This window comes from Sinorhizobium garamanticum (assembly GCF_029892065.1).
Taxonomy (GTDB): domain Bacteria; phylum Pseudomonadota; class Alphaproteobacteria; order Rhizobiales; family Rhizobiaceae; genus Sinorhizobium; species Sinorhizobium garamanticum.
Genome location: NZ_CP120374.1, coordinates 456,532 through 480,912, shown reverse-complemented (window position 1 = coordinate 480,912; position 24,381 = coordinate 456,532). Strand labels below are relative to the sequence as shown.

General features: G+C 59.8%; 21 protein-coding genes and 1 pseudogene. 7 read left to right on the top strand and 15 right to left on the bottom strand.

Going from position 1 to position 24,381, the window contains the following annotated elements; translation table 11 throughout:
* Window positions 1-41 precede the first annotated feature (41 nt).
* Window positions 42-269, top strand: a pseudogene (locus PZN02_RS22160) (P-type DNA transfer ATPase VirB11); the annotation flags it as partial.
* A gap of 37 nt (window positions 270-306) precedes the next feature.
* Here PZN02_RS22160 and PZN02_RS22155 read toward each other — a convergent pair.
* Window positions 307-687, bottom strand: a complete 381-nt coding sequence (locus PZN02_RS22155; RefSeq protein ID WP_280663231.1) for a MerR family transcriptional regulator — start codon at window positions 685-687, stop codon at window positions 307-309.
* 685 nt (window positions 688-1,372) lie between these two features.
* On the opposite strand from PZN02_RS22155, the gene PZN02_RS22150 reads away from it, so the two are divergent.
* The gene (locus tag PZN02_RS22150) at window positions 1,373-1,834 is read left to right on the top strand and encodes a hypothetical protein (RefSeq protein ID WP_280662824.1); all 462 of its coding nucleotides are present in this window, start codon (window positions 1,373-1,375) and stop codon (window positions 1,832-1,834) included.
* A gap of 119 nt (window positions 1,835-1,953) precedes the next feature.
* Here the strand turns inward: PZN02_RS22150 and PZN02_RS22145 are convergent, their stop codons facing one another.
* Together PZN02_RS22145 and PZN02_RS22140 are read right to left on the bottom strand one after the other, a co-directional pair.
* Window positions 1,954-2,604: a LuxR C-terminal-related transcriptional regulator gene (locus PZN02_RS22145; RefSeq protein WP_280662823.1), complete on the bottom strand. Its 651-nt coding sequence runs from the start codon at window positions 2,602-2,604 to the stop codon at window positions 1,954-1,956.
* A complete protein-coding gene (locus PZN02_RS22140) occupies window positions 2,601-4,043 on the bottom strand; it encodes a sensor histidine kinase (RefSeq protein ID WP_280662822.1) in 1,443 nt (480 codons plus the stop codon). Before PZN02_RS22140 ends, PZN02_RS22145 begins: the two co-directional genes overlap by 4 nt.
* A 60-nt stretch (window positions 4,044-4,103) precedes the next feature.
* Between PZN02_RS22140 and PZN02_RS22135 the strand changes: the two genes are divergently transcribed.
* Together PZN02_RS22135 and PZN02_RS22130 are read left to right on the top strand one after the other, a co-directional pair.
* Window positions 4,104-5,012 (top strand): hypothetical protein, encoded by a 909-nt coding sequence (locus PZN02_RS22135; protein ID WP_280662821.1) that lies wholly within the window; start codon window positions 4,104-4,106, stop codon window positions 5,010-5,012.
* A 67-nt stretch (window positions 5,013-5,079) separates the two neighbouring features.
* A complete protein-coding gene (locus PZN02_RS22130; protein WP_280662820.1) occupies window positions 5,080-5,865 on the top strand; it encodes an EAL domain-containing protein in 786 nt (261 codons plus the stop codon).
* Window positions 5,866-5,980: 115 nt separating this feature from the next.
* Here the strand turns inward: PZN02_RS22130 and PZN02_RS22125 are convergent, their stop codons facing one another.
* Window positions 5,981-6,877, bottom strand: a complete 897-nt coding sequence (locus PZN02_RS22125; RefSeq protein ID WP_280662819.1) for a LysR family transcriptional regulator — start codon at window positions 6,875-6,877, stop codon at window positions 5,981-5,983.
* 100 nt (window positions 6,878-6,977) lie between these two features.
* On the opposite strand from PZN02_RS22125, the gene PZN02_RS22120 reads away from it, so the two are divergent.
* Both PZN02_RS22120 and PZN02_RS22115 read left to right on the top strand, forming a co-directional pair.
* The gene (locus PZN02_RS22120) at window positions 6,978-7,355 is read left to right on the top strand and encodes an Atu4866 domain-containing protein (protein ID WP_280662818.1); all 378 of its coding nucleotides are present in this window, start codon (window positions 6,978-6,980) and stop codon (window positions 7,353-7,355) included.
* A 132-nt stretch (window positions 7,356-7,487) separates the two neighbouring features.
* Entirely contained in the window at window positions 7,488-8,222 is a 735-nt protein-coding gene (locus tag PZN02_RS22115; RefSeq protein ID WP_280662817.1) for an SDR family oxidoreductase, read from the top strand.
* Between the two features lie 52 nt (window positions 8,223-8,274).
* On the opposite strand, the gene PZN02_RS22110 is transcribed toward PZN02_RS22115, so the two are convergent.
* From PZN02_RS22110 to pepT, 9 genes are all read right to left on the bottom strand, one after another.
* Window positions 8,275-10,095 (bottom strand): hypothetical protein, encoded by a 1,821-nt coding sequence (locus tag PZN02_RS22110; RefSeq protein WP_280662816.1) that lies wholly within the window; start codon window positions 10,093-10,095, stop codon window positions 8,275-8,277.
* 486 nt (window positions 10,096-10,581) lie between these two features.
* A complete protein-coding gene (locus PZN02_RS22105; protein ID WP_280662815.1) occupies window positions 10,582-12,501 on the bottom strand; it encodes a caspase family protein in 1,920 nt (639 codons plus the stop codon).
* Entirely contained in the window at window positions 12,449-14,443 is a 1,995-nt protein-coding gene (locus PZN02_RS22100) for a C1 family peptidase (RefSeq protein ID WP_280662814.1), read from the bottom strand. The genes PZN02_RS22105 and PZN02_RS22100 overlap by 53 nt, the downstream gene beginning before the upstream one ends.
* Window positions 14,444-14,548: 105 nt before the next feature.
* A complete protein-coding gene (locus PZN02_RS22095) occupies window positions 14,549-15,496 on the bottom strand; it encodes a glycoside hydrolase family 19 protein (RefSeq protein ID WP_280662813.1) in 948 nt (315 codons plus the stop codon).
* A 22-nt stretch (window positions 15,497-15,518) separates the two neighbouring features.
* Window positions 15,519-15,977: a hypothetical protein gene (locus PZN02_RS22090; RefSeq protein WP_280662812.1), complete on the bottom strand. Its 459-nt coding sequence runs from the start codon at window positions 15,975-15,977 to the stop codon at window positions 15,519-15,521.
* Window positions 15,978-16,533: 556 nt separating this feature from the next.
* A complete protein-coding gene (locus PZN02_RS22085; RefSeq protein ID WP_280662811.1) occupies window positions 16,534-16,923 on the bottom strand; it encodes a hypothetical protein in 390 nt (129 codons plus the stop codon).
* 342 nt (window positions 16,924-17,265) lie between these two features.
* Window positions 17,266-18,297: a glycoside hydrolase family 25 protein gene (locus PZN02_RS22080; RefSeq protein WP_280662810.1), complete on the bottom strand. Its 1,032-nt coding sequence runs from the start codon at window positions 18,295-18,297 to the stop codon at window positions 17,266-17,268.
* Window positions 18,298-18,361: 64 nt separating this feature from the next.
* A complete protein-coding gene (locus PZN02_RS22075) occupies window positions 18,362-18,748 on the bottom strand; it encodes a substrate-binding domain-containing protein (RefSeq protein WP_425336357.1) in 387 nt (128 codons plus the stop codon).
* Window positions 18,749-18,842: 94 nt separating this feature from the next.
* Window positions 18,843-20,075: a peptidase T gene (gene pepT, locus PZN02_RS22070; protein ID WP_280662808.1), complete on the bottom strand. Its 1,233-nt coding sequence runs from the start codon at window positions 20,073-20,075 to the stop codon at window positions 18,843-18,845.
* A gap of 159 nt (window positions 20,076-20,234) precedes the next feature.
* Here pepT and PZN02_RS22065 point away from each other — a divergent pair, with 159 nt between their 5' ends.
* Window positions 20,235-21,293, top strand: coding sequence for a maleylacetate reductase (locus tag PZN02_RS22065; protein ID WP_280662807.1), 1,059 nt, complete (start codon window positions 20,235-20,237; stop codon window positions 21,291-21,293).
* A 62-nt stretch (window positions 21,294-21,355) separates the two neighbouring features.
* Here the strand turns inward: PZN02_RS22065 and PZN02_RS22060 are convergent, their stop codons facing one another.
* Together PZN02_RS22060 and PZN02_RS22055 are read right to left on the bottom strand one after the other, a co-directional pair.
* Window positions 21,356-22,429, bottom strand: coding sequence for an ABC transporter ATP-binding protein (locus tag PZN02_RS22060; protein ID WP_280662806.1), 1,074 nt, complete (start codon window positions 22,427-22,429; stop codon window positions 21,356-21,358).
* 4 nt (window positions 22,430-22,433) lie between these two features.
* Window positions 22,434-24,362: a glycoside hydrolase family 127 protein gene (locus PZN02_RS22055; RefSeq protein ID WP_280662805.1), complete on the bottom strand. Its 1,929-nt coding sequence runs from the start codon at window positions 24,360-24,362 to the stop codon at window positions 22,434-22,436.
* Between the last annotated feature and the right edge of the window lie 19 nt (window positions 24,363-24,381).

The following is a 24,381-nucleotide window of genomic DNA, read 5'->3' as shown; positions in this document are numbered from 1 at the left end:
GCCGTGAAACCTGTGAGACAGGTCCGCAGAGACGAGATAACCTCCGCAATGTCAACTCTGGTCATCCTGGATCAATCACCACAGTGCATGCCGATTCCGCCAAGCTCGCCTTCCAGCAGTTAACGCTCCTCGTGAAAGAATCCGAAGCGGGGCGTAATCTAGATCGTGAAGACATCGACAGTCTGCTGAGGTTCTCGATCGACGTGATTGTCCAATGCAAGCGAATGGATGGACGGTTTCGCGCAACAGAAGTCTACTTTCGGATTTGAAAAATCACCGAGTTCCGCCGTTGTCGTCGATCACCATTTACAACAATTGGCGCGTCGCTGACGACATGGCGCGACTCCGAACCGCTTGCCGAGCAGGGAAAGCCTGCGGCCTCCGGCCCTTGCGTCCTGCCGCATCGGCAGGGTTCGCCAGGCTACATCGTTCGATAGACAGGCAGCCGCAACCGATGCACTCGGTAAGCCCGGACCGCAGGCGCTGCAACTCGTCGACGCTTTGCCCGCTCGCCCGCGACCAATCCCGACGCGACGGCACGCGATCGGCCGGCAACTTGGCGACCTCGGTGCCGATCCGCCCAAGCGTCAGCCCAATGTCCTGCACAAAGACGATGAAGGTGATCCGGCGCAGCACGGACCGGTGATAGCGCCTATGTCCCGAGCCGGCCCGCTCGGACGCGACCAGCCCGCGCTCCTCGTAGAAACGCAGGCCGATGAGGCGACGCCGCTCGCGGGCGGCGACTGGTCTTTTGCCGGCATGCCAGGCGGTGCTCTCGGCCGTGCATCCTTCAAGGAAACCCGCCTGAGGGAAGCGGACCTTACCTTACGGGCGCATCCTGACGGGAACCCTCCTTTGATCCTCATGCATGCAGAGGGCTGCGCGCGTAATTCGAATAGCCTACGCTGGGTGTCGTTCCTGGATCCTTTCAATTGGCAACAATCCGGCATGGAAGCCAGAGTGGTCTAGCTCTCGATCCGGTCAGACTTTCACCGGAAGGCATGGTGGCTGACAGCGGCAATCGACTGTGCGCATCGTCCGGATTGCTGAACCGTCTGCCAAAGTTTCGATTGCAGGGGCGCCGATGGTTACCTAAGACCTTGGTCCTAAACGGACCGGACGAACGTCTGAGCGGGCTGGGTTAAAAGTCCGGGGCAGCCGGGGTTTTCGGTGCCCGGAGTTGACGGCGGGATTGAAGCGTGAGCAAAGATTTGATGGTCTTGCTGCGCGCGCTTCCAGGCTGCCCGCGGGCTTGTCGAGTGAACGGCGCCTCCTCGCCACCCGGAGATGGGACAGTCATTGGCGCCCGTGCATGTGTCCAAGGCCGTGGTCGAGTAAGCGGGGCGCCGATGGAGGTTACTAAAGGGCTGAAATGATGGAGCGTCGAAAGTTCGTCACTGCGTTATGTACCGCCTCGATCGGCTTCGCCATCGCGGCCCTTCCGTACAAGATCACGGTGTCCGGCTCCACGCTTGAGCTCGCTTCCCAATCCGCCTTCGCCAAGGACGGCAACAATGGCAAGGGTAATGGGGGAGGGGGCGGCAATGGGGGCGGGAACGGCAAAGGTGGAAGCAGCAACGGCGGCGGAAATGGCAACGGGAAGGGAAGTGGCGGCACGGGCAATAGCCGGTCGAGCAACGCTTCGACCGGGGCGAGCGGAAAGAGTACGAGTGTTCGAGGCAACGGCTCCGGTTTGAGTATTCGCCATGCCGACGGAATAAGCGAGGAGATCAGGGCCGGCCGTTACATCATGAAGGACTCGCGCGGGCGTACGATCGTCAATCGGCGCGCCACCTCGGCAGATGAAAAGCGGCTTCAAGCCCTCGTCGATTAGAGCGCCTTCGTTGAAACAGCGGCGCGCTCTACAGCGCCGCGCGTCCAATCAGACGCGCAATGGACGCTGCTGCATGTTTTTATCCTTGAATCGGATACGATTTAAGCGGCTCTTCCCGCTTAACCGGGGCGACCGTCGATTGCGTCGCGCAGCACCATCGCCGCTTCCGTCCGGTTGGCGGCGCCAAGTTTCGTCATGATCTGCGTCATGTGGTGCTTGACGGTCTTCTCCTGGAGATCGAGCTTTCTTGCGACCTGCTTGTTGCTCATGCCGGAGGCCACGAGATGTAGAACCTCTTGCTCCCGAGCGGTCAGTTCCGCGATGAGGTCGGATTTGCTCGCCGTGGCCGGCGAAGGGTTCGAGAGCAACTTGGCAGAGAGTGTCGGTGCGACATAGCTCTCGCCGGAGGCGACCGTCCGTATGACGTCGGCCAGCGCCCTCGATCCGATCCCCTTCAGGACATAACCTTTGGCGCCGCCATTGAGAGCAGCGGTGACGTCGTCACCGGCCTCGGACACGGTGAGCATCACGATCTTCTGTCGCGGTACCAATTCAAGAATAAGCGGAATCGCGTTCAGTCCACCTCCCGGCATGGAGATGTCCAGCAGCATGACGTCTGGAGACAGGTTCGCGGCGATCCTCAACGCGTCGTCGCACGAGCTTCCCTCCGCAACGATCTCAAAACCGTCGATCTCCGAAAGACTTCTCGTCACGCCCTCTCTGAACAGAGGGTGATCGTCGATTACCGCCACGCGTATCGCTGCAGTCATGCCTGTCCAATCTCCTCGATGCCGAGTGACATCCTAACAATCGTGCCGGGGCCGGCACCGTCGATTTCAAATGTACCGCCCAGACTCTCTATCCGTTCCCTCAGCCCGGCAAGACCGAGGCTTGTCGGTCGGATGTCATTGGGGTCAAAACCCGCTCCGCCGTCGGCAACCGCGATGCAGACCCTGTCGCCTTCCGTGCTCTGCACCACACGCTGCGCGACACCGCCACCGTGGCGGTAAGCATTGTTGAGCGTTTCCTGCACGAAGCGGTATATGCATATCTTTGCGGAGGGAGAAAGGCGTTCGGGCGGATCGGACAGCGACAGATCGACAGTCGATCCGGTTCGTTCTTCATGGGCGCGAACGACGCGCTCCAGGAGTTCGGGCAGGCTGGCCGTCTCGATCTGCGGCAGGACCAGTCCGCTGCATATCGTTCTGATCTCGCGCATCGCCTCGTCGAGGCTTGACTTGATGGTCGTGATTTCCCGTTCCCGCACCTCCGCCGAAGTCGATGCGCTGACCAATTTGTTGCTGTCCAGCCGCAACGAGGCGAAGGCGACGAGCTGTGCCGGGCCGTCATGCAAGTCGGCACCGATCCTGCGCAGCATGTTCTCGTTCAACGCTGTTGCGCGTTGCGAAGCCTGCTGCAAGCGCCCGCGCAGAGCCTCGTTCTGCGAAAGCAACGCCGAAAGCTCGTCTACGCGTTGGCGCAGGGCATGGCGCTGCTTTTCGATGGTTCTGCTGCCGCGCATGACGATTGCCGAGAGCATGATGAAGAAGGCAAGCGTGAAACCCGCGACGGCAAGCCACGTGAGAACGCGGGCCTGGCTCAAGCTGAGCTCGAAGTCATGGGCAACTTCATGGAATTCCGAAACGGCGACGACCTCTCCGGACCACGGCTGAAGTACGGGATTGTAGATCTCGAGCAGCGGTTTGCTCGCACTCTGGTTCGTCTCGTCCGCGGTATCGTCGGCCGGCTTGAACTGAGCCACCATCTCGCCGCTGAATGCGGTTCTCAACTCATCGCCGAGCTCGAAACGCCGTCCGACCATGTTCTCTTCGTTGGAGTAGAGAATCGTGCCGTCCGAGCGCCACAGGCGAAATGCCAGCAACCGGTTTCCTAGAGCCCCTTGTCCAAGCGTCTCGTCGAGCGCGCGCGCAACCGTGTCGTCGAGAACTTGCGTCGTCTGCATGTCGGGTAAGAGCGGCGCGATCACGCTGTCGACGTATAGTGCAGTCGTCGCTGCCGAGTTTCGGGTGACGGCGCCTTCAATGAGGCTGGTGACGAAAGCGCCCACCACCAGCATGGCGGACGCTGCAACGATCCCGCCGATCAGCAGGAACTGCCTCGCCAGTGGCTGCGCGTTCCATCGTTTGATCAGGTCACTGGCACGCAAGGGGAATCTCGGAGTTATACGCTCAGCAAAGTGGCTGGACATCGGTCGCAGTCGCGCCGGTAAAAGTAATGCGTCCAGTCGAACGGTCAATGGCACGCGATCTTGGTCAATGTCCATCGGACTTTCGATGGCAGGTTGATCCGACCTAAGTCCTATTCACCAACGCAATGGTCCGGGGACGGTGGTGCCCTCCAGCGACGCAAGTTAACGTTGCGCAAATTCGAATGTGGTTCGATCAGCGCCATCTGCAGCGGGCCGCGAAAATCAAAAGACATGGAGAAGTTCATGACCATTTCCAAAGTGATCGGACGAAGCTTCGTCGCACTGGCGATCGCCATCGCCCCTGTGGCAGGCGTTACCTTCGGCGCATCGACTGTTGCTTTTGCCAAGGGCGGCAATGGCGGTGGGAACGGCGGGGGAGGTGGAAATGGCGGCGGCCACGGAGGCGGAAACGGCGGCAGCCACAGCGGTTCGCATTCCAGTTCGGGCAAATCGGGAACGTCAGGGACGACCAAGAAAGGCAGCGATAGCCGCGGTACGTCGAAGCAGAAGTCCCTCACCACACATAAGAAAACCGGCTCGGCAGTCAAGTCAGCGAAGGCCGTGACCACGGCAACGACGGTAACCACGCCGGAGAACACAGCTCCCGACACAGCAAAGCTCAGTTCGCTGAACCGGAACTTTCATGCCTATTTGAACTCCAACGATCCCCGCATGGTGGCCATTTCCGCTTATGCAACCGCCTATGCGGCGTTCGAGGCTGAGAACGGCCCAGATGCCATTCCGACGGATCCGGCCCTGAGCGACGAAGCACTTCGCGAAGCGCTTGAGAGTTTCACGAAGGACGGTGTTGTGACTGATGACACGCTCGCTGACGCCAAGGAGATACTCGGCGTCGGGCCGGCTGTCGGCAAAATCGACGAAATCCGTGAGACGCTTCCTGAGCCGGAACCTATCGATCCGGAACTGGAACCTGAGACAGTCGATCCGGAGTTGGAAACCGTTAACTGAACCTAAGCCCGGCCGGCCGCGGCGATCGCCGCGGCCGGCCTTAAATCCGAAAGGGGCGGTTCGATCCATGGACCTGGAGAAATTCAGCAGCGTCGTCCGACATGTGACACAGGCGATGCAACATGGACGGATCGGTTTTTCCCTCCAGCAAATCAACTCGGTCGACGACCCAAGCGAAGTTCTCTATTCGGAATGCCTGGGAAGGCTCGTCGAACCCGACGGCACAATCAGGACCTGTGGCGAGTTCATAGCCTTTCTCGAAGCGTCGGGGCGTGCTCCCGCTTTTGACCGGCATGTGGTTGACCTCGCATTCGAGTGGTTGGCTCGCCATCCATCGGCTGCTTTGGGGTGCAACATCTCGGCAGAAAATATCGCCGACATACAAAGCTGGGCCACTCTTTACGATCTGCTTTACAAGCACAGGGCGATGGCGCCACGCCTGGTTCTCGAAATAACGGAAAGCCTGCCGATTGCGACGCTCTCCGCCGCCGCTGACTTGCTTCAGAGCGTTCGCGAACTGGGATACAAAATCGCGATAGACGACTTCGGCACCGGCTACTCGACGCCCGAAACGCTTCTGGCCCTTCCCGTCGATATCGTGAAGATCGACGGCTTTTTCGTACAGCGCCGCGGCGATAAAGCAGAGCGGTTCCTTCGGCACATGGTCGGCCTGGCATCCTGCGCGGCATCCACCGTGATTGTCGAAGGCATTGAGACCTATGCCCAGTTGGAGGCTGCAAAAACAGCCGGGGCGACACATGTGCAGGGGTTTCTTTTGTCCGAGCCAACCCTGCCGCCCGTCCATTGCGGACAGGTGAGTCGGCACGCGGTAGCTACCAAATGGATGATGTGAGTGGCCGGTGGGTGCGGACCAAGCGGCTCGGCGTGATTGCGCCGAGGTGATCCCACGGCGGCGCTCACCCGACGGTGATCTTGCGGCCACACTCGACCTCCCGGAACTTGTTCGTTCAAGTCTTTCGCGATTTCCGAATGTATTCGACCAACGCGCGGAGCTTCAGCGGCTGCCGGTGACGCGTGGGATAGTAGAGGTAGAAGCCGGCAAACGGAGGACAGTAGGCTTCGAGCAGCGGCACGAGCTCGCCGCGCTCGATATAGGGCTGGAACGTCTCCCGCATCCCAAACGTGATGCCTGCCCCGGCCCTGGCCATACGGATCATCACTCCCATGTCATTGGTCGTCACGGCCGGATCCACTGAGACATCGAAGTCCCGACCATCCTGCGTGAATTCCCAGCGGTAGGGCGCGACGTCCGGGCGCGGCCGCCAGCCGACGCAGACATGCAACGGAAGGTCGCGCGGATGGCTGGGGCTGCCGTGTCGTTCGATATATCCGGGGGAGGCGACGGCGCATTGTCTTTGCTCCGTCGATACCGGCAGCGCGATCATGTCCTGCTCGATCACTTCGCCAAGCCGTACGCCCGCATCGAAGCCGGCCTCGACAATGTCGAACTCGTCGTCCGTGATCGTCAGGTCCAGCCTCACATCCGGAAAGCCCTCGATAAAGCCCGCGAGCAACCTGCCGGAAAGGAAGCTCTCGGCGATCGATGAAACGGCGATCCGCAAGCGCCCGCTCGGATGGGCTTCGACCTCCCGCACCGCCTGCACCGCCGCGCTTACCTGGGCGGCGGATAGGCGCACGGTCTCGTAGAAAAGTTCGCCTGCTTCCGTCAGCCTGACGCTGCGCGTCGTGCGCTGCACAAGAGCTACGCCGATGCGATCTTCCAGGCGCTGAAGTGCTTGGCTCACCGCCGAGCGGGTGACGCCGAGCCGCTCGCTCGCAACGCGGAAGTTGCGCGCTTCGGCTACCGCCAGAAACACTGAGATGCCTTCGAAATCATCGGCCATTGGTTAGCAAATCTAACCAACCCATCCGGGATTGGCAACTCGATCGCGACGTGTCAGGCGCATAGTCTGCGATCGTTATCAGACCTTCATGAGAGGAAACATGTCCACTTCCTTTTCCAAAAGCCTGGCGCTCGGCCCGGCCATCACCTTTGTTGCGACCTGCGGATCGGCGAGTTCCGCCTCCGGTGAAACCCGGATCCACGATTCGTCACCGCATCAACACACGCAACAGCAAGCAACGGCACCGCATCCCTATGTCGGGATGTGGGTGACGGACGACGGGTATGTCCGGCACGAGCTTCTCGCCAATGGACGCTACAACGAAGCCCGCGGTAACCGGCAGAGCGCCTACCAGGGGCGCTACGAGGTGTTCGGCAATCATATCGAATATTGGGACGACACCGGTTTTACCGCCGACGGCGATTTTGTGGACGAGAACACGCTCCACCACGGCGGCATGATCCTTCGCCGCCGATGATGCATCCCAGATTTCGCGAAAGGGAAAGCCGCACGTGGCCGGAAACCAGCGCTGATTGTGCACCGAAAGCCGAACCTTTTCAAACAGGAAGCCCTCGCATTGCCGTGAGGTGAGCAGGGAATGGAGTGAGAGATGTCGAATATTCAAGGTAAAGTCATCGCGATCACGGGAGCCAGCAGCGGTATCGGCGAGGCCACGGCGCGTGTTCTCGCGGCCGCGGGAGCCCATGTGCTGATCGGTGCCCGGCGGGCGGATCGGCTGGAGCGTCTCGCCGAGGGGATTGCTGCTGCCGGCGGCTCCGTTCGCGTCAGAAGACTGGACGTGACCAGCCGAACGGATGTGGAGGCCTTTGCGCGTCACGCCTGGTCAGAGTTTGGCCGTCTCGACGTCATCGTCAACAACGCGGGCGTCATGCCGTTGTCGCCAATGGCCGCGCTCAAGGTCGACGAGTGGGACCGCATGGTTGACGTCAATATCAAAGGCGTCCTCTACTGCATTGCAGCGGCACTGCCGATGATGAGCGAGCAGGGGAGCGGGCAGATCGTCAATCTGTCATCGATCGGCGGTCACAGTGTTTCGCCGACCGCCGCGGTCTATTGCGCCACCAAGTTCGCCGTCTGCGCCATTTCCGATGGCTTGCGGCAGGAGACCGACAAAATCCGCGTCACCGTCATCTCGCCCGGAACCACGACGTCCGAGCTAGCCGATACCATTACCGACCCGACCGCCCGCGACGCGATGAAGGCCTGGCGCGCGATCACGATCAGTCCCGAAGCGGTCGCCAACGCTATCCTTTACGCGGTCAGCCAGCCGGAAGACGTCGATGTCAGCGAGATCATTATCCGACCGACGGCTAGCCCCCACTGAACACGTCGTATTGCAATGGCGGTGGCAGCCTGCCATCGCCGTTGCCCGCGATCTACCGGGTCCGCACACCGGCCAAAGCTGCCTGGGCTCTGCCCGGACCATGTGACTGCAAGCTCAAAGCGAATGTCGTTAGCGCGATCAACGAGAAGAGAGATTTGGACACCAAGCTGACCAAGAATGTCGCTCGATAGGCAGGTTCGATCAGGATGCTCGTCTCAAGTAGAATATAGATCACGGTGAATATTGCTGCGAAGCAATAAAGGGGAAGTCTGAAGCCTTCAGGTCTTCCGTCGTTTTCGATGACGTAATCCGTTATTACGCAGATACCAAGACCATACATTGCCGGAATAAGAGAGCAGATTGCGTAATACCCCGTCAGCACAAGGATTCCTCCTCGGCCGATCTGCAATAGCCCGGCTACACTGTCATATCGCCACTGATACAAAATGACCCAAATGATGGCTGTCGCGAAGGCGCAAGTCATCGCGGCAAAGATGATGCCGCCATACTGGGAAAGTGGGAAATTGCGGATATCCGAGAAGGGTATCCATGTACCCTGGTCGATCTTGTGGCTTCGTATGAAAAGAGCGCAAATCCCGGCCGCGAGGAAACTTGTAAACAGTGATGCTGACGTGAAGAAAGCCTCTTCGAACGGACCGACGCTCGAAGGGCTGAAGAAAACTGCATGTATCTTGTGGTATGCGGTCAACAGGATCACGCAGCCTACAAATGCAGTGAAGGTCGACAACAAGGCTGCATTGTTCCATGGCCGAGGCTTGCTGCGGCTCCTTCGTACGAGCAACAGCAGTTCTCGCAGCACGACGTCGAGCGGCCGCGCTCCTTGGTCGGGATGCAGATGTGCCTTCATCACTCGCGTGTCATTGAGAGCGATGATCGAGAAGAGCGCACTCAATCTGCGGTTGGATATGCCGATTTCCGTCGCTTTCGCGCGCCATAGGTCCGCAAGCGTCAGGTAGAACCGAATGTCCTCTTGCTGCAGTGAGGCGAAAGACGACGTTGGGTTAGCGAGAATTTCGGCGGAAATAGATTGAATTCTTTGCGCATCGCCGTCCCCGATCGGGACTTCCGGCGAAGTGTTGCTTTTTTCAATTATGTATCTCACGACAGGCGAAGAAGAGGTCTTTGAAACAAGTTCCTTTACCTCCTGCTTCAGGCTTTCGGACTTGGGTCTGAGAACGTCCAAGACATCGCGGTATTTGTCGAATTCTCCCGCCGACCAAATGTCTTGTCCGTTAATCGTCCATCGGGCGAACAGCTCCGCGCCCACCGTCCGCCTTGCCACTTTGTCAGCCTCCTCCCGCGAGCAGCCTGCGTAAAGAGCGAGACTTTGAATCTTGCGAAATCGTTGCAGGTCCGGCTCATAGCGCGGGTCCCTTCCCACATACGCCTCGATCTCGCTCTGAGAGAGCTTGGTGACGCGCTCAAAAAACTCGTCGGGAATGTTGGATACGCTATGGGCCATGCTGCGCAGGGAAATCTCGATCTGGGCGAACAATGGGGTGGACGGGATTACGCCTATGACAATGAGGGCCGCACCAAGCGGCCATGCCGGTCCCTCAAAACCATCGAGTTTTCCCTCGACCAGGACGCGTATGATCGGCTGTGACGCGCACATGAAGAAATAGAGGATTTCCAAGGACACCGTGTAGATGAGGTAGGCCTTGCGGAAAACGCTCTTGCCGACAATCGCCGGCAGCGAAAGAAGCCGGACGAAGTCGAATTCTTCGCCTCTGGGCGGTGTTATCAGGGACTCGACGCGCTTTCTTGAATGAAAGGCGATCGTCAAAGCCCCGAACAGGAATGTCAGGCTTGTTGGGTCACGCAACCAGTCAAACGAAAGCAACGCGCCCATGGTGTGCACCCCTTCAGCATCGATTGATTTGCGGATTACATTGCGCGTTCGCATCCCCCGATGCAGCGGGAACCAGCCCACATGCTATGGAGGCCGCCAAAAATAGGGTCAGGAGGATTTTCTTTCGCATGGCCAGCTCCACGAATAGATCTCGCGGCACATTTCGGGCGTGAGATGGTTGAGTTTTGATACAAAGCCGCCTTTGGAAAGAATAAAAGCCTTCGGATAAGAGGGCGGTCTGTAGATATTACATGATAGCGCACATCGATCGCTGGACCTGTTACATTTGTTACACTACGGCTTCTTTGGCCCGTGTGAAACAAAGTATCTTTTTTGTCCGTGATGCGAGCGAAACGGCGGACTGCATCGGTGAGCCGATAGCGGCCCTTCCAGTGACATTATGGCCAGTCGGCTCCCTCGTGGGGAGCCGACTGGTCGAACTCCACCTTTACCCCTGCATCCTGTGAGCGACCTGCTCGGAGATGATCAGATGGCAAAGGGCGTCTGCGCATCGTAAATCGGGTTCCTCGGTCCGACCTGCCAATGGTTGGGGGTTTGATCGGGTGGCAATTTCATCATGATGGCCCGGTGGAAGGCGGCATAGTCGCGGTTGAAGCGACCATGGTTCCAGGCGGAGATCAACGCGGCGGTAAAGGCGCCGTTGCCGATCCCGTCAAGCGAGACCTGATTGTCCTGACATCCGGAAATCAGGCGAACGCTGCACGAGATTGGAGACGTGATTTCGCGGGTCAGATTGCGTCCTTCGCCAAGCGTGATGGACGCGCCCAGCCTGGCATAGAAGTCGCGGTTCTGGCGGAATGTCCGCGTGGCGACATCGATGGGCATAGCGCGCGGTATTCCCGCGGCAACTGCGTGTCCGTTGGCCAATTCATGCCCGTTAGGGAGGCCGGCGCGCACGACGGTGCCGCTGTGGCAACTGTCCGAGATCACGAGCACCCGCACCCCCGACCTGAATTCGGACCAGAGGCCATAGAGCTCATCATCAACAAGCTGGCCGTCATAGAGGCACCAGGTTTCGTCGGTGGAATCGTCTTCATCGTTGTTGAAATCGGGAAGCTGTCCGCCGTGTCCCGAATAGCTGATGAGGAAGATATCGCCCTCCTTGAGGTCCCTTGCGGCTCTCTTGACCTCGCTGATGACGTTTTGGCGCGTCGCCTCCTTGGTCAGCAGCGACTTGGTCTCGTATCCGAGGCCGTCGGCAATCTCCTGCATGTCGCTCGCGTCGAATTCACACGCGCGCAGCGGTCCTTCCCAGCCCGCGTAGTGAGCGGCGCTGACCATGTTCAGGCCAATGTGGAGAGACATTCCTGACGGTCCGTCCGTTGCCCGCGAAGCCGCGGCCGCCGGGCGGGCAGGTGTTTCGACTGCCGCCGTCGCGGCCGACGGAGCCTTGGATTTTCCGGCGCGCGCCTTGCTCGCTTTATGCTCGACCTCGCGCGCCTTTGAGGTGAACTGTTCGATCAGGGTCGAGAATTTTTGCGCCACTTTGGCATAGCCGGTGTCTGTCGGATGCAACTCGTCGAACCACTCCGTTGCATTCACTGTGCTACGGCAGTTGATGTAGTGGAGCCGCGCCGATGAGCTCTGCAGCAGCGACAGGCGTTCATTGAAGCGATCGATCATGACGCGCGCAATCGCACGCTGGAAATCCGGATCCTTGATGCCTCGCGATTCCATCGGCTTGCCAAGCCAATTTCCCTTTGCCGGGATCGTATAGTCGTAACCATGGCATAGGATCTGCACTTTCGGAAAAGCCTTGGCGACCTGACGAACGAGCTTGCCATACATGCCGATTGCATCGTCGAGCATTGTCTCGAACGAGGGCCTGAGATGCCCCTCGGGCGGCAAGGCAGGATCGAAATCGAAGAGATGAGCGGCGAGGTTGCCGCCCGCCACGACGTCGTTGCCGCCGCCGCTGAACAGGAAGATGGATGCTCCCGTGTTTTCGATGGCATCCATGTATTCGGCTTGTCTCAGCATGTTCGACAGGGTGTCTCCAGCGGCGTCCAGGCTGAAGATTGCATAGTTCTTCATCAACTGGTCGATGACGTCCATCAGCCGGAACGGATACTGAAACCAGCTGTCGCCCTCGGAGACGATGATCGGCCCCTTGTAGTCTCCGCTGCCGATGCGATTGTGGAAGACGGCCTGGCGGCGAAGGCGTGAGATGAAATTTGCGCTGTTCAGAAGGGCAGCGCTGCGGGCCCGTCCTTCGGGTGTCGCGGGAACCGTGACGAGTTCACGATTGATCGCAAGGACGGGATTGAAGGGTCCCGACTTCTCATCGTCGACCGTAAAGTATTTCTGAAGCTCCTGCTCGCTCAGACTGGGATCAGCAAGCTTCCTGTTCAGTTCTTCCAAAGATATTTTGCTGCTTGATGTCATGGCGCGTGCTCCCTCTTTGCCGGTCGGGAACATCCGACACGGGCGCGATGCGGTTGAGTATCTGGCCGAGCAGGTCGGTCTTCAGCTGAAGATCTTCCTGTTGGAGTAATTCTCCAAGACGAGGCGGGATCGAGATTTCGTTGATCTGGATCTTCGAGAAGGCGGGGTGCTCCTTCCAGATCTCATCGATCCGAGTCTTGCGAAGCGACTTGCCGATAAAGACCGGCGGCGAGCCGCTCGAGCGATCGGAAAAGGCCTTCTCTATGAGATCAAGTATCGACTTCGAGTACATGCCCACCGTCAGCCTTCCATACGTAGCGGAATCAGGGACATGGAGCGCGACGGCTGGCGTGTGGGTTTGATTGGTGGATCGTAGCGCCGATATCAGTTGCGCGAAGCCGTCAGCAAAGTCCTTTGCGTCAATGGTCGGCGTGATAAGGTCGAGACTGGCGAGACGCCTGGTGAGCAGACGGAACGACGCAACTCGGTCACGTCTCCACCTCTCGATGAGGTCGCGGAAGAGCAGGACGCCAGCGCCGTCGCAAATGATGTGCAGGGAATATTGGTCCAGCGCCAACAGGCACCCCAGGACATGATCGACCGGACCTTTTATTGCCGCTGACTTCCAGCTGGCCGACTCGACGTCCCGCCAGAACGACCGGCCTATCCCATGTGTAATGTCCTCGATCAGGTGGTCCAGCCGATCGCTGCGGACATCGATCTGCTTGGTGGCTTCCGTGAAAAGGCTGGAGAGGACGGCGGTGGTCTGGTCGACGAAGTCGTTGCACCAAGCAATCGTCAGCGGGTAGAGGCCATGCTGCTTTATCGCATTCTTTTCTCGTGCGATCTGCTGGGCGGTCTGACCGAGCCCCAGCAAACTGCCGCCGAAACGCAGGAGAATTCCGCGGTAGCCACGATTGGCCGGGTCACGCTCCGGCGCCCAGACAGGTGCCGTTGGCTGATCGTCTTGGCCATTCCGGCTAAGGAACCTCACGGTCTCATCGAATGTCTTGGCGGAATATGGATAAGGCGCCCTCTTGACCTCTTTACCATCGTCAAGGTGGATAAGGTGGCCCAGCACCTCGTAACCTGGAGTACCGGCAACACGGGCAGGTTTGCGAGCAAAAAAGATGCCCTGTTCTCCGATGGAGAGATCGAAGGCGCCGGGTGTGGAAACACCCAGCCGAAGTACCCAGCCATCGAAGATGTTGTCGGCCCAGTCCTGATAGGACCAGTGGCCCAATCCGTTGCAGCCGAGATAGCCGCCCCATTGGCTCCCCCACGAATTCAATACCAGGAAGCCCGTGCTGTCATAGCCGACGACGACAAACGCATGGCCGCCTCCGTCTCCGGTCGACTGCATGATCTTGCCGGCATTGGCGCGCACCGCTTCGATATTCCAGCCGACATGCGTCCCCGCGGAAACAAGGACAGGTCCTACTTCGTTCAACGCGGCGTGATAATCGTTGAGGCTCGGGCGCAGCCGATAGTAGGCGCCGAGCGACACCTCGCGTGCCGCCTTGGCACGCCGTACGTTCAGCGTCCCGCCGGGATTGCCCGGCTCGTACTTCCAGACATCGTCGGAGCAAACGCCATGATGGTAAAAGCCTTTGATGACCTCCCGAAGGGAAAGACCCTCATCGCCGTCGGCTGGTTCGCGCGGCCGCGCCATCTCGTAAAGCATGCGCGCGCTGACCGGCATGTTGGCAGCTGCATCCTGGCAATTGAGCATTCTCTGGAGGTCGATGAGACTGGCGAGCGCCTGGGCGCTGCATGTGCCCTCCACACCCTGATTTCTCGGCAGCCAGTATAGAGGTTCGGCGCTCTTCAGCGCATCGAGAACGATTTCCGCCGGCGACAGCACTGGCAGGAGCGGGCGAAGGCTCGGCGCGTAGATCTGATCGCGCAAATCGATCGGATCGCGCGGAACATTGCGTACCATCTCCTGTCGCTTGCGAGAAAACACCTGCATGGCAGCGCCAAAAGCCTGAATGGGTTGTGATTGGGTGACGCCCGGCAGGGAATGCCGGGCGTCACTTTTCATCAATTAGGCGGCACGCGGTTCCGCCTCTTCACTCCCTTCGAGATACTCGGCGTCCGGTTCAGCAAGCTGCCGGCGGCGAGACAAGTCGTCGGAGTTCGAAAGGGCGAAATAAACGTCCGCGATCAGCTCAGATATCCTGGAGGGATCAAGCTTATTGTTGCTCACGAACCCCGTTACGATCTCGGCGGTCATCTGCAAGATCGGATCCGGTTGCGCGGTGTCGTTGTCCATGGCCCCGACAGGCAACAACGGAGTTCTCGGTGTCTCCGTGAATTCCGAGTCGCCGTCGTAATGGGCTGCGGCGATCGGATTCGCCGACCGCGTGCCGATCCCTTGCACAAGTTCGGGCGCAAAGGCAGCCTCCAGCCCGGCTCTGACGGGCACAACGAGCCTGAGTGCTCCAAGGAACCTTGCGTGATACCTCGCAATCGCTTCCGCAATCCCTGGTTCGTACCCGTTAATTATGGCGCGCGCTCCAACAGGGTCGTTTACGTTGTGCTTGAAGTATCGCGACAAGCTATGTCGGCCGCGGCTGTCGCTTCGAAACCAGCCTTCGCCCATGCCGACAAACATGATGGCTGCTGCATAGTGCGGCCGCAAAGCCAGATCGGGGTGATCGACCAGATTGTCGCCGACATGGTCTCCGGCGCGTCGATAGTTGTCGCGCCAGGTCAACTGGACATATCCGCGCCCGTAATAGGGATAGTAACGAAGGTTGCGCCGTCGCCAGTTTTCGGAGAGCCAATATGCCTCCTTCACCGGCGTCATCTGCCGCGCGGTTTCGTGGAACGTCGTGGCAAGCATATAGGCCAGCCAGCGCGGGTCGCCGTCGGGAAGTCTCTGCTCCCACTCGTCGACTATGGCCGACATCCCGTCTACTTGACCTTGAGTCAGCCGGCCACCGAACATCGGCCGAACTTGATTGAAGAAGAATGTGCGATCGAATGGCATTCGTGCCTCCTATGTTCAATGCTCACTTGAGAGAACAGGACATTGGTGATTGGAATCCGAATGCGTTGAGCGTTGCGCCCAATGTTTCGCGGTCGATGACAATGGCAGCCGAGGTTGGTTGAAGGCTGGGGTTGTTTCCTTGGAGCCGGTCCGAGTAGGCGATGATGTGGCCTTGGGAAGCGATGATGCTGTCAGCTTTCCCTTCCCAGCAGCCGCTGTATGCACATATCGACATATCCTTGGTGCTGGTATTGACCCCACCGCCGGCAGGCGTGAATCCCTCAGAACTCTCGCATTTGTCGGAGTCGCAACGGATTTCGAACTCGCCGTTGCTACACGAATAGGCATCTGATGCCGCGAAGGCGTCGAAGGGTGAAAGTATTATGATTATCGCTGCTAAACGAACGTTTCGCATGATCACCACCCCAAAAAGTATTGTCTCGCCTTGTTCCAAGTGGCCGCGAGTTATCGCCCGCGCCATGGACTCCATGCGTGTTTGATAATCAGGGTCTAAGCATCGAAAAATGACTGGCGGATGCGACGGGAGCGAAATACGCTTCGGCTCAAAACGAGCGCAGACTTACACCAAACGTTGCGCGGAACGTTGTTCGGCTTTCCGGGTCCTAACCACGCTTCAGAAATTACGAACTATGTGCTTTTGACTGTCGTGACGCCCGGGATCTGCCCGGCAATGCATCGCTCAACTATTGTCAGCAGCATTCCTCATCAGCATAGCTCATCATATCGCGTCGACGCGCTGACGCTTGTTACATATGTAACATCGCGGCCGAACGCGATTGTCGCGAGCACTGCTTGCTATAAGTCCGATTTCACTGGGGTATATTCTTAAATCGAAGCTTGCACTGACTCTTCTAGCTTCCTGCTAAAGCTCGATTTTGATTGCACCACACGCGGAAGGGCTAGGAGGCGGCAACCCGTCATGAACGTTGCGCCACGGCGAAGCATGCCATGGCGCTGAGTTTAGGCGATCAAAGGGCACGTGCCTGTGGCGGTTCGCTCACGACGAGAAACCGCATTCACATGACCAGTTGCCCGGCCATGTCCTTGGTCAGCAACTCCTGCTCCTCGCGAACCTGCTTTGCCGTTTCGGCTGCGACGTCCGAGCTGATCTCTGCGATGCGCGCAGCCTCGTCCGAATAGTCGAGAAATGCGTTCTGCCAGAAGCAGCAATAGACATCGAAGGTTTCGTTGAGATGGTCAGGCGAGAGCAGGTCTTCGAGCAGCTTAAGGTCCTGCTCGCGCCGGTTCTTCAGGAAATTCAGCATCTCGACCTGATAGCGCAGGGTCATCTTCACGGCTTCCGCCTGGAAGCGTCCCATCGAGAGAAGGTATTTCGCACCATCGGCCATCACCGGCCAGCTTTGCGTCGGAAAATTGGTGATAGGGGTTGCGATCATGCTGGGCATCGCCACGACTCCTCGTTCACATCATTCGCCCGGTCGGCAATGCGGCTTCCCGAACGGTCGCCGCCGTGCCAACGAGCATAGAAGGGACTTTCATCGAGCCATCAGTCTACGTCGAAACGCTCGGCGTTTCGAAAGAAAGTTAAGCCGGCGGACGCGGTCGGTCCTTGATCCGCATCAACATGGACCAACGGTGCTCGGAGGATGCCGCGTGGTGTCTTGCCCGTGCTCGGCGAGATCACGATGATTTTGGGTCGAATCGACCCAAAATCATGAACGCGATCGATACTAAGAAGTTGGAGCGGGATGCGGGCGGAAACCGCTCACACTTTTCTTCATCCCGCTCTAGCTGGACCGTGCAGCCACCCAGCTGTGCCACTCGTCCTCACTGCCATGGAATACGTTGAGGTCAATCCTGCCGTCGACGCCGTGCGAGAGGCCGGAGCCGGAATATTGCCAGAAGAGCCATTTGCGTCCCGGATAGACCTTGGACGGGTGAGCGGCCACCGAGCGCAGCCAGAATGGATGGTTCGGGAAGGCGCCTTTCAAGTTGTCGCGATAGAAATCCGGCGCGGTGTAGATGATCGGGCGCTGGCCATAGTGCCTTTCCAGCTTGTCCATGAAGACCTGCATCTTTTCCAGGACCCGTTCGCGCGAAGGGCGCCTTTTGCAGCTCGACTCTCCGTTCCACTCGACGTCGATGACCGGCGGCAGGGCGCCAGCTTCCCTCGGCACGTTGCGGATGAACCAGTCGGCCTGTTCGCCGGCGGTTCGGCACCAGTAGAAGAAGTGATAGGCGCCGCGTTTCAAACCGGCTTCCTTGGCCCTGCGCCAGTTCTTCTTGAACATCGGATCGAGATGGTCGCCGCCGTCGGTTGCCTTGATATAGGCGAAGTTCGCGCCCTGTGTCCTGAGCTTCGCCCAGTTGATATCGCCCTGCCAGCGGGAAACGTCGACGCCGTGCACCGCAAGTTTTCTCGGAGACCGCGAGCCAAAATTGATCGGCTTGGCGTCGCGGAAGCGATGACTGTAGACCTGTCCGCGCGTTGGCGGCGCCTCCTCGATCGCGGGATTTTCCGGTGCGATCAGAGCGATCGGTCTTTCCGAAGGTACGGGCATCCCGGTTGTTCTGGCCACGGGCACGAAGGCCTGCGGCTCGGGAACCGGCCCCGCCCACGCCATTTCCTGCGGCGGCTGAGCTTGCGAAGCAGCCGTGCCGACATTCGCGGCGGGCATGGGGCTGGGCGATTGGGCAACGGAACTCGTCGTTTCCCGTGATGGTTGCTGAGCCGCAACCCTATCGCGATTAGAACTGAATCCGCAGCCCGACAAAACGAGGCCGGCAAGAAGGACCACTGGCACAGCTGAGAAACGCATAGGAACCCGTACGCAAGACTTTCGGTGACAGCGGAACAGCCGCCGGACCCACTGACGGGAATTGCTAACGGAAAATTACCAAAAAAGACTGAATCCGATCTTTCCAGGCGTCGGATTTGTGCTTGCGGTCGAGATGCGGCAATCCGCTGTCACGAAGGCCGTCGCGTTGAGAACCGGGACGCGAGTTGTTTGGTGAAGGGGGCGGCCGATCTTGACGGTAGACGCCGTGCGCTACAGCCGGGGGGCCGCGCAAATGGTATCGCCGCGCGGCGTGCCGCTTCCTGGCGTAAAAAACCAGCGCCGTGCTCTCGCGAACGACGAGTTCGACCGGCAGTACGGTTTCAATATCGACGCTGGCCGTCTCGGCATTCATCAGCCGCAAGAGGATATTCGCCGCTGCATGTCCGGCGCCGTGCCGCTGAATCCTGACGGTCGTCAGCTTCGGTCGCATGAGTTCGAGAAGGGGCATGTCGATGAAGCCGGTGACGGAGACTTGGCGGCCATGGCTGGCCCGAACCAACAGTCCGGAGCCGAAGCAGGACGATCTAGGCGCGCTCTTCCCAGATTCTGGCGAGTTCGACGAGCGTCTTGACGCTCTTCTCCATGTCCTGCCGGCTGATCCACTCGAGCGGTGAATGAAAAGCATGGCCGCCGGCGAAGATGTTGGCGCAGGGCAGCCCCATATACGACAACCGCGATCCATCGGTGCCGCCCCGGATGCTGCCGCGCACCGGAGCCATGCCCGCGCGTCGGATTGCCTCCATCGCATTCTCGACGATCTCAGGATGGCGATCGAGGATCGCCTTCATGTTGCGGTACTGCTGCTTGACCTCGAACGTGTAGCTGGAGCCTGGAAAATCCGCCATTACGCCTTTCACGATGTCTTCGAGCATCGCTTCCTTGACGGCGAGGCCGCCTTCTTCGAAGTCGCGTACGATGAAGCCGATTGTGGCCTTTTCCATCGAGCCGGTCACGCCGATCGGATGGATGAAGCCGTCTCGGCCCGCGGTCGTCTCCGGCGCAATGTCTTTCGGCAAGCGGTCAATGATCGCGCTCGCGATCTTGATGGCGTTCTCCATCTTGCCTTTAGCGAAGCCCGGATGGATCGCGGCACCCTGGATGGTAATCTCGACGCCGTCGGCCGAGAAGGTTTCGTCCTCGACGTGACCCGCCGTTTCGCCATCCACGGTGTAGCCGAACTCGGCTCCGAGCTTCGCGAGGTCGGCCTTGTCGACGCCGCGGCCGATTTCCTCGTCCGGCGTGAAGAGCAGCTTGATCGTGCCGTGCTTGATGTCCGGATTGTCGACAAGGACTTGCGCCGCCGTCATGATCTCGGCAAGGCCGGCCTTGTCGTCGGCGCCGAGCAGCGTTGTGCCGTCGGTGGTGATGATGTCGTTGCCGATCTGGTTGCCGAGCTCCGGATTGTCGCTGACGCGGATGACCTGCTGCCGATCCCCAGGGAGCTGGATGTCGCCGCCGGCATAGTTTCGCACCACCTGCGGCTTGACGTTGGTGCCTGTGAAATCGGGCGCGGTATCCATGTGCGAGCAGAAGCAGATCACCGGCACCGGCTTGTCGACATTCGACGGGATCGTCGCATAGACGTAGCCATGCTCATCGAGATGCGCATCGGTGAGGCCGATCGCCAGCAATTCCTCGACCAATATCCGGCCGAGATTCTTCTGCTTTTCGGTGGAGGGCTGCGTCGACGATTTGGGATCCGACTGGGTGTCGATGACGACATAGCGGAGGAAGCGATCGGTAACGGTGTCGGTCATGGCGGGTCCAATCTGTTCGTCAGCATTGGGACCGCTATAGCGTTCGCGGGCCTTCCCGTGAATGCATTTTTTCTGGAACGCTCCTCAAACGCCGTCCTGGTTTGGCTTATCCTAGCAGCCGATGTCTTGGTCGTGGCACGCAAGCCAAGGAGTGCATGCATGAACCGTGATTTCGTCTATAGCGGCAGTCCCGCGCATATCGTCTTCGGCGAAGGCAAGAGCGCGCTGGCCGGGGCGTGGGTGGAGACGATCGGCTGCCGGAAAGCGCTCGTGCTGTCGACGCCACAGCGGCAGGCGGACGCCGAGGCGCTGGCTGAACGTCTCGGCCCGGTCGCTGCCGGTGTCTTTGCCGGCGCCGTGATGCATACGCCGGTCGGCGTGACGGAAAGAGCGATGGAGACGGTGGCGCGAATGGGCGCTGATTGCGTCGTTTCGCTCGGTGGCGGTTCGACCACCGGTCTCGGCAAGGCGATCGCCTATCGCACCGACCTGCCGCAGATCGTCATTCCGACGACCTACGCCGGCTCGGAGGTAACGCCAATTCTCGGTGAAACCGAAGGCGGGCGGAAAACGACCGTACGTCATCCCCGCATACTGCCGGAGGTCGTGATCTATGACCCGGCTCTAACGCTCGGGCTCCCGGTCGGCATCAGCGTGAACAGCGGCTTGAATGCCATGGCGCATGCGGTCGAGGGGCTCTACGCGCAGGACCGAAATCCGATCTCGACGCTGATGGCGATCGAGGGGCTCAGCGCCCTCAGGACGAGTCTGCCGAAGATAGTGAAGGCTCCCCGCGACATCGACGTCCGGGCCGACGCACTTTACGGCGCCTGGCTCTGCGGCGCGGTGCTCGGCACGGTCGGCATGGCACTGCACCACAAGATCTGTCACACGCTTGGCGGCACCTTCGGCACGCCGCATGCCGAAACGCACGCAATCATGCTGCCGCACACCGCCGGCTACAACGCGGACGCTGTCCCGGAGTTGCTGGCTCCGGTCGTCGAGATTTTCGGTGGCTCGATCGGCGGCCTTTGGGATTTCGCCAGGGAGATCGGCGCGCCGCTTACGCTGAAGGATCTGGGCTTGAGCGAGGCCGATCTCGATCGCGCTGCGGAGGTCGCCACGGAAAATCCCCATTGGAACCCAAGGCCAGTCGATCGGCGATCCATCCGCGCCTTGCTGCAGGATGCCTGGGAAGGCAGGCGGCCAGCGCCTTGACGATGCTCTTTTCCAGGCTTTGCCGCTCCACCCAATCGGCCACGGAGGGAACGGCCTCTGCTTCAGGTCAGTCTCCGGCCGTTCGCAGCAAATAGCCGTCGCTGATTTTCGTCGACCGAAAGGGCTATTGTGCTGCCCGCATTGATTTCCGGTCCCGAACGATATTCGGCAATGAGCGGCTGGCCATCGGCAAGCTGGCAATAGAGATACTGGGTGCCGCCGAGATATTCGGCAAAATCGACTTTTGCAGGAATGCATCCCGCTCCACCGTCGGTGACGAAGAGATGTTCCGGTCTTGCCCCGAAGGAAACCTTTTCTCCGATCTGCAACACGTCGCCGGCGACCGGCACCGACATCTCGCTGCCGGCAACGCGGACGCGCCCGTTGCCTAACCAGACGGCGTCGAGCAGGTTCATACGCGGCGAGCCGATGAAGCCCGCAACGAAGATATTGGCGGGATTTTCATAGACCTCCCGTGGCGTTCCCGCCTGCTCGATGCGGCCGTCACGCAATACCACGATCTTGTCGGCGAGCGTCATCGCCTCGGTCTGGTCATGGGTGACATAGATCATCGTATTGCCGAGCTCGCGATGGAGTCTCGCGATCTCGATGCGCATCGAGACGCGCAACTCCGCATCGAGATTGGAAAGCGGCTCGTCGAAAAGAAAGACGTCGGGTTTGCGCACGATCGCCCGTCCGATTGCGACGCGCTGGCGCTGGCCGCCGGAAAGCTGTCCCGGGCGCCGGTCGAGCAGATGGTCGATCTTCAGGATCGCGGAGGCGGCGTTCACGCGCGTGTCGATCTCCGCCGTCTCGGTGCGCGCCATTTTCAGGCCGAAGGCGAGATTTTCGCGCACGCTCATATGCGGATAGAGGGCATAGGATTGAAAGACCATTGCAATGCCGCGGTCGGAGGGATCGAGATCGGTGACGTTGCGGCCCTTGATCTCGATCTCACCATCGGTGACCTCCTCGAGCCCCGCAATCATCCGCAGCAACGTCGACTTGCCGCAGCCGGACGGCCCGACGAAGACGACAAAGGAGCCTTCGGCAATCCTGAGGTCGATGCCATGGATGACCTCCAGGCTGCCGAAGTTCTTGCGAATGTCCGTCAATACAACTCCGGTTTCATTCATGCCGTCACCGCCCGATTTCACCGGCGCGGATCCAGACGAGCATCTCGCCGGGCGCGCGGTTGTCCCATAGATGATAGGGAACGAAGCGAGCGGTCGCCTGGTTCACCTTCGGCGGTGTCGTGCGATAGAGCGTGGGTCCCCAGTCATCCGCTTCATCGCGGGCGACGGGAATGTCGAGCGCGACTGCCCCTTGCAGCTCAGCGATTTCCGCAGTCTTCGCCTTCGAGACATCGGAACCAAGCACGATCCCGTTCAAGTCCGCGCCGTTGTCGGTTGCCTCTGCGCAGTAAACGAGCGGCCCGCGCATGAGCGCGACGCGGCCGGTGTCCTGCCGCACCTGCGGATTTGCCCAGAGTGCGCGCGGCGTCAGCGGGATATCGAGCTCGACACGGTCGCCGCTTCGCCATTCACGCTCGATCCGCGCGTAGCCGTCGATCGTTACGGCCGAAAGATTGACGGTCTCGCCGTTCAGTTTCAACGCAGCGCCCTCCGCCCACTCGGGAATGCGCAGCGACAGCGAGAACCGAACCGCATCCTGCGTCGTGACATCGAAGCGGATGGCGCCGTCCCAGGGATAGCGGGTGTTCTGCGCAATTTCGACCTTCATGCCGCCGATTTCGAAATGCCCCTTGCTCTCGCCATAAAGGTGCACGGCGATTTCGTCTTCTGCCACGGCGTACATATAGGAGCCGATGGACGCGAGCAGGCGCGAGATGTTCGGCGGGCAGCAGGGGCAATGGTGCCAGACCCAGCGATGGTGCTTGCCGGCGCTTTCAAGCGGGTTCTCGTAGAAGAATGTCTTTCCATCGAGCGAAAGACCGGCCATGGCGCCGTTGTAAAGCGCTTGTTCCATGATGTCGGCATAGCGCCGGTTCGGGCCGCGCCCGAGCATACGGCTTGCCCAGAAGACGAGACCGACCGAGGCGCAGGTCTCGGCATAGGCGCTCTCGTTCGGAAGGTCGTAGTAATCGGTAAAGCCTTCATTCGACGCCGCCGGTCCGATGCCGCCGGTGACATACATCTGCTTGGTCGTCAGGTCATCCCAAAGCGTTTCGAGTGCCGAGGTGAGGCTGTCGTCGTTGTACTCGGTCGCGATGTCCGCCATGCCGGAGTAGAGATACATGGCGCGCACGGCATGGCCGACGACCTTCTTCTGCTCCCTTACTGGCAGATGCGCCTGATTGTATTCGTAGGTCTTCTGGATGAACTGCTTCGGATCGCGGCCGTCGCGGATCGCCTCCTCGGTGAAGAAGTGAGGCTCCGTACCACGCTCGTCGATGAAGAACTTGGCGAGGTCGAGATATTTCTTCTCGCCCGTGACGCGGGCAAGCTTTACCAGCGCGAGCTCGATTTCTTCATGGCCGCAATAGCCCGGCAGTTGCCCTTCGCCATGTCCGAAGACTTCGATCATATAGTCGGCAAAGCGACACATGACGTCGAGCAGCTTGCGCTTTCCCGTGGCCTGGTAATAGGCAACGGCCCCCTCGATCAGATGGCCGGCGCAATAGAGCTCATGATGATCGCGAAGATTGGTCCAGTACCGGCCGGGCTGTACCCGCTGGAACCAGGCGTTCAGGTAACCGTCTTTGTCCTGCAGCTTTTCATACATGTCGACGATGGCATCGACCCGCGCCTCGAGCCTGGGGTTGGGCTTGCGGTAGAGTGAATAGGCGATGGTCTCGATCGATTTTCCGAGGTCGCTGTCCCAGAACATCTGCGTTGAGCCCGACCAGGCCTGCAGCGGAATGACGATGCCGGGGCTCGGCTGGTCGACGTCGATGGCCCTGAGCATGCCGGCCTCGACGCAGCGGTCGAGCAGGACTTCGGCGGTGGATTCGCAGATCGCGTCCTGGCGGTCGCCGAAAAGCCCGTGCACTTCAACGCTCGGAACGGGGAGGGGGCGGAACTGGCGATCGTGTCGGGGTTTGTTCATGACTTCATCCGTTTCTTGG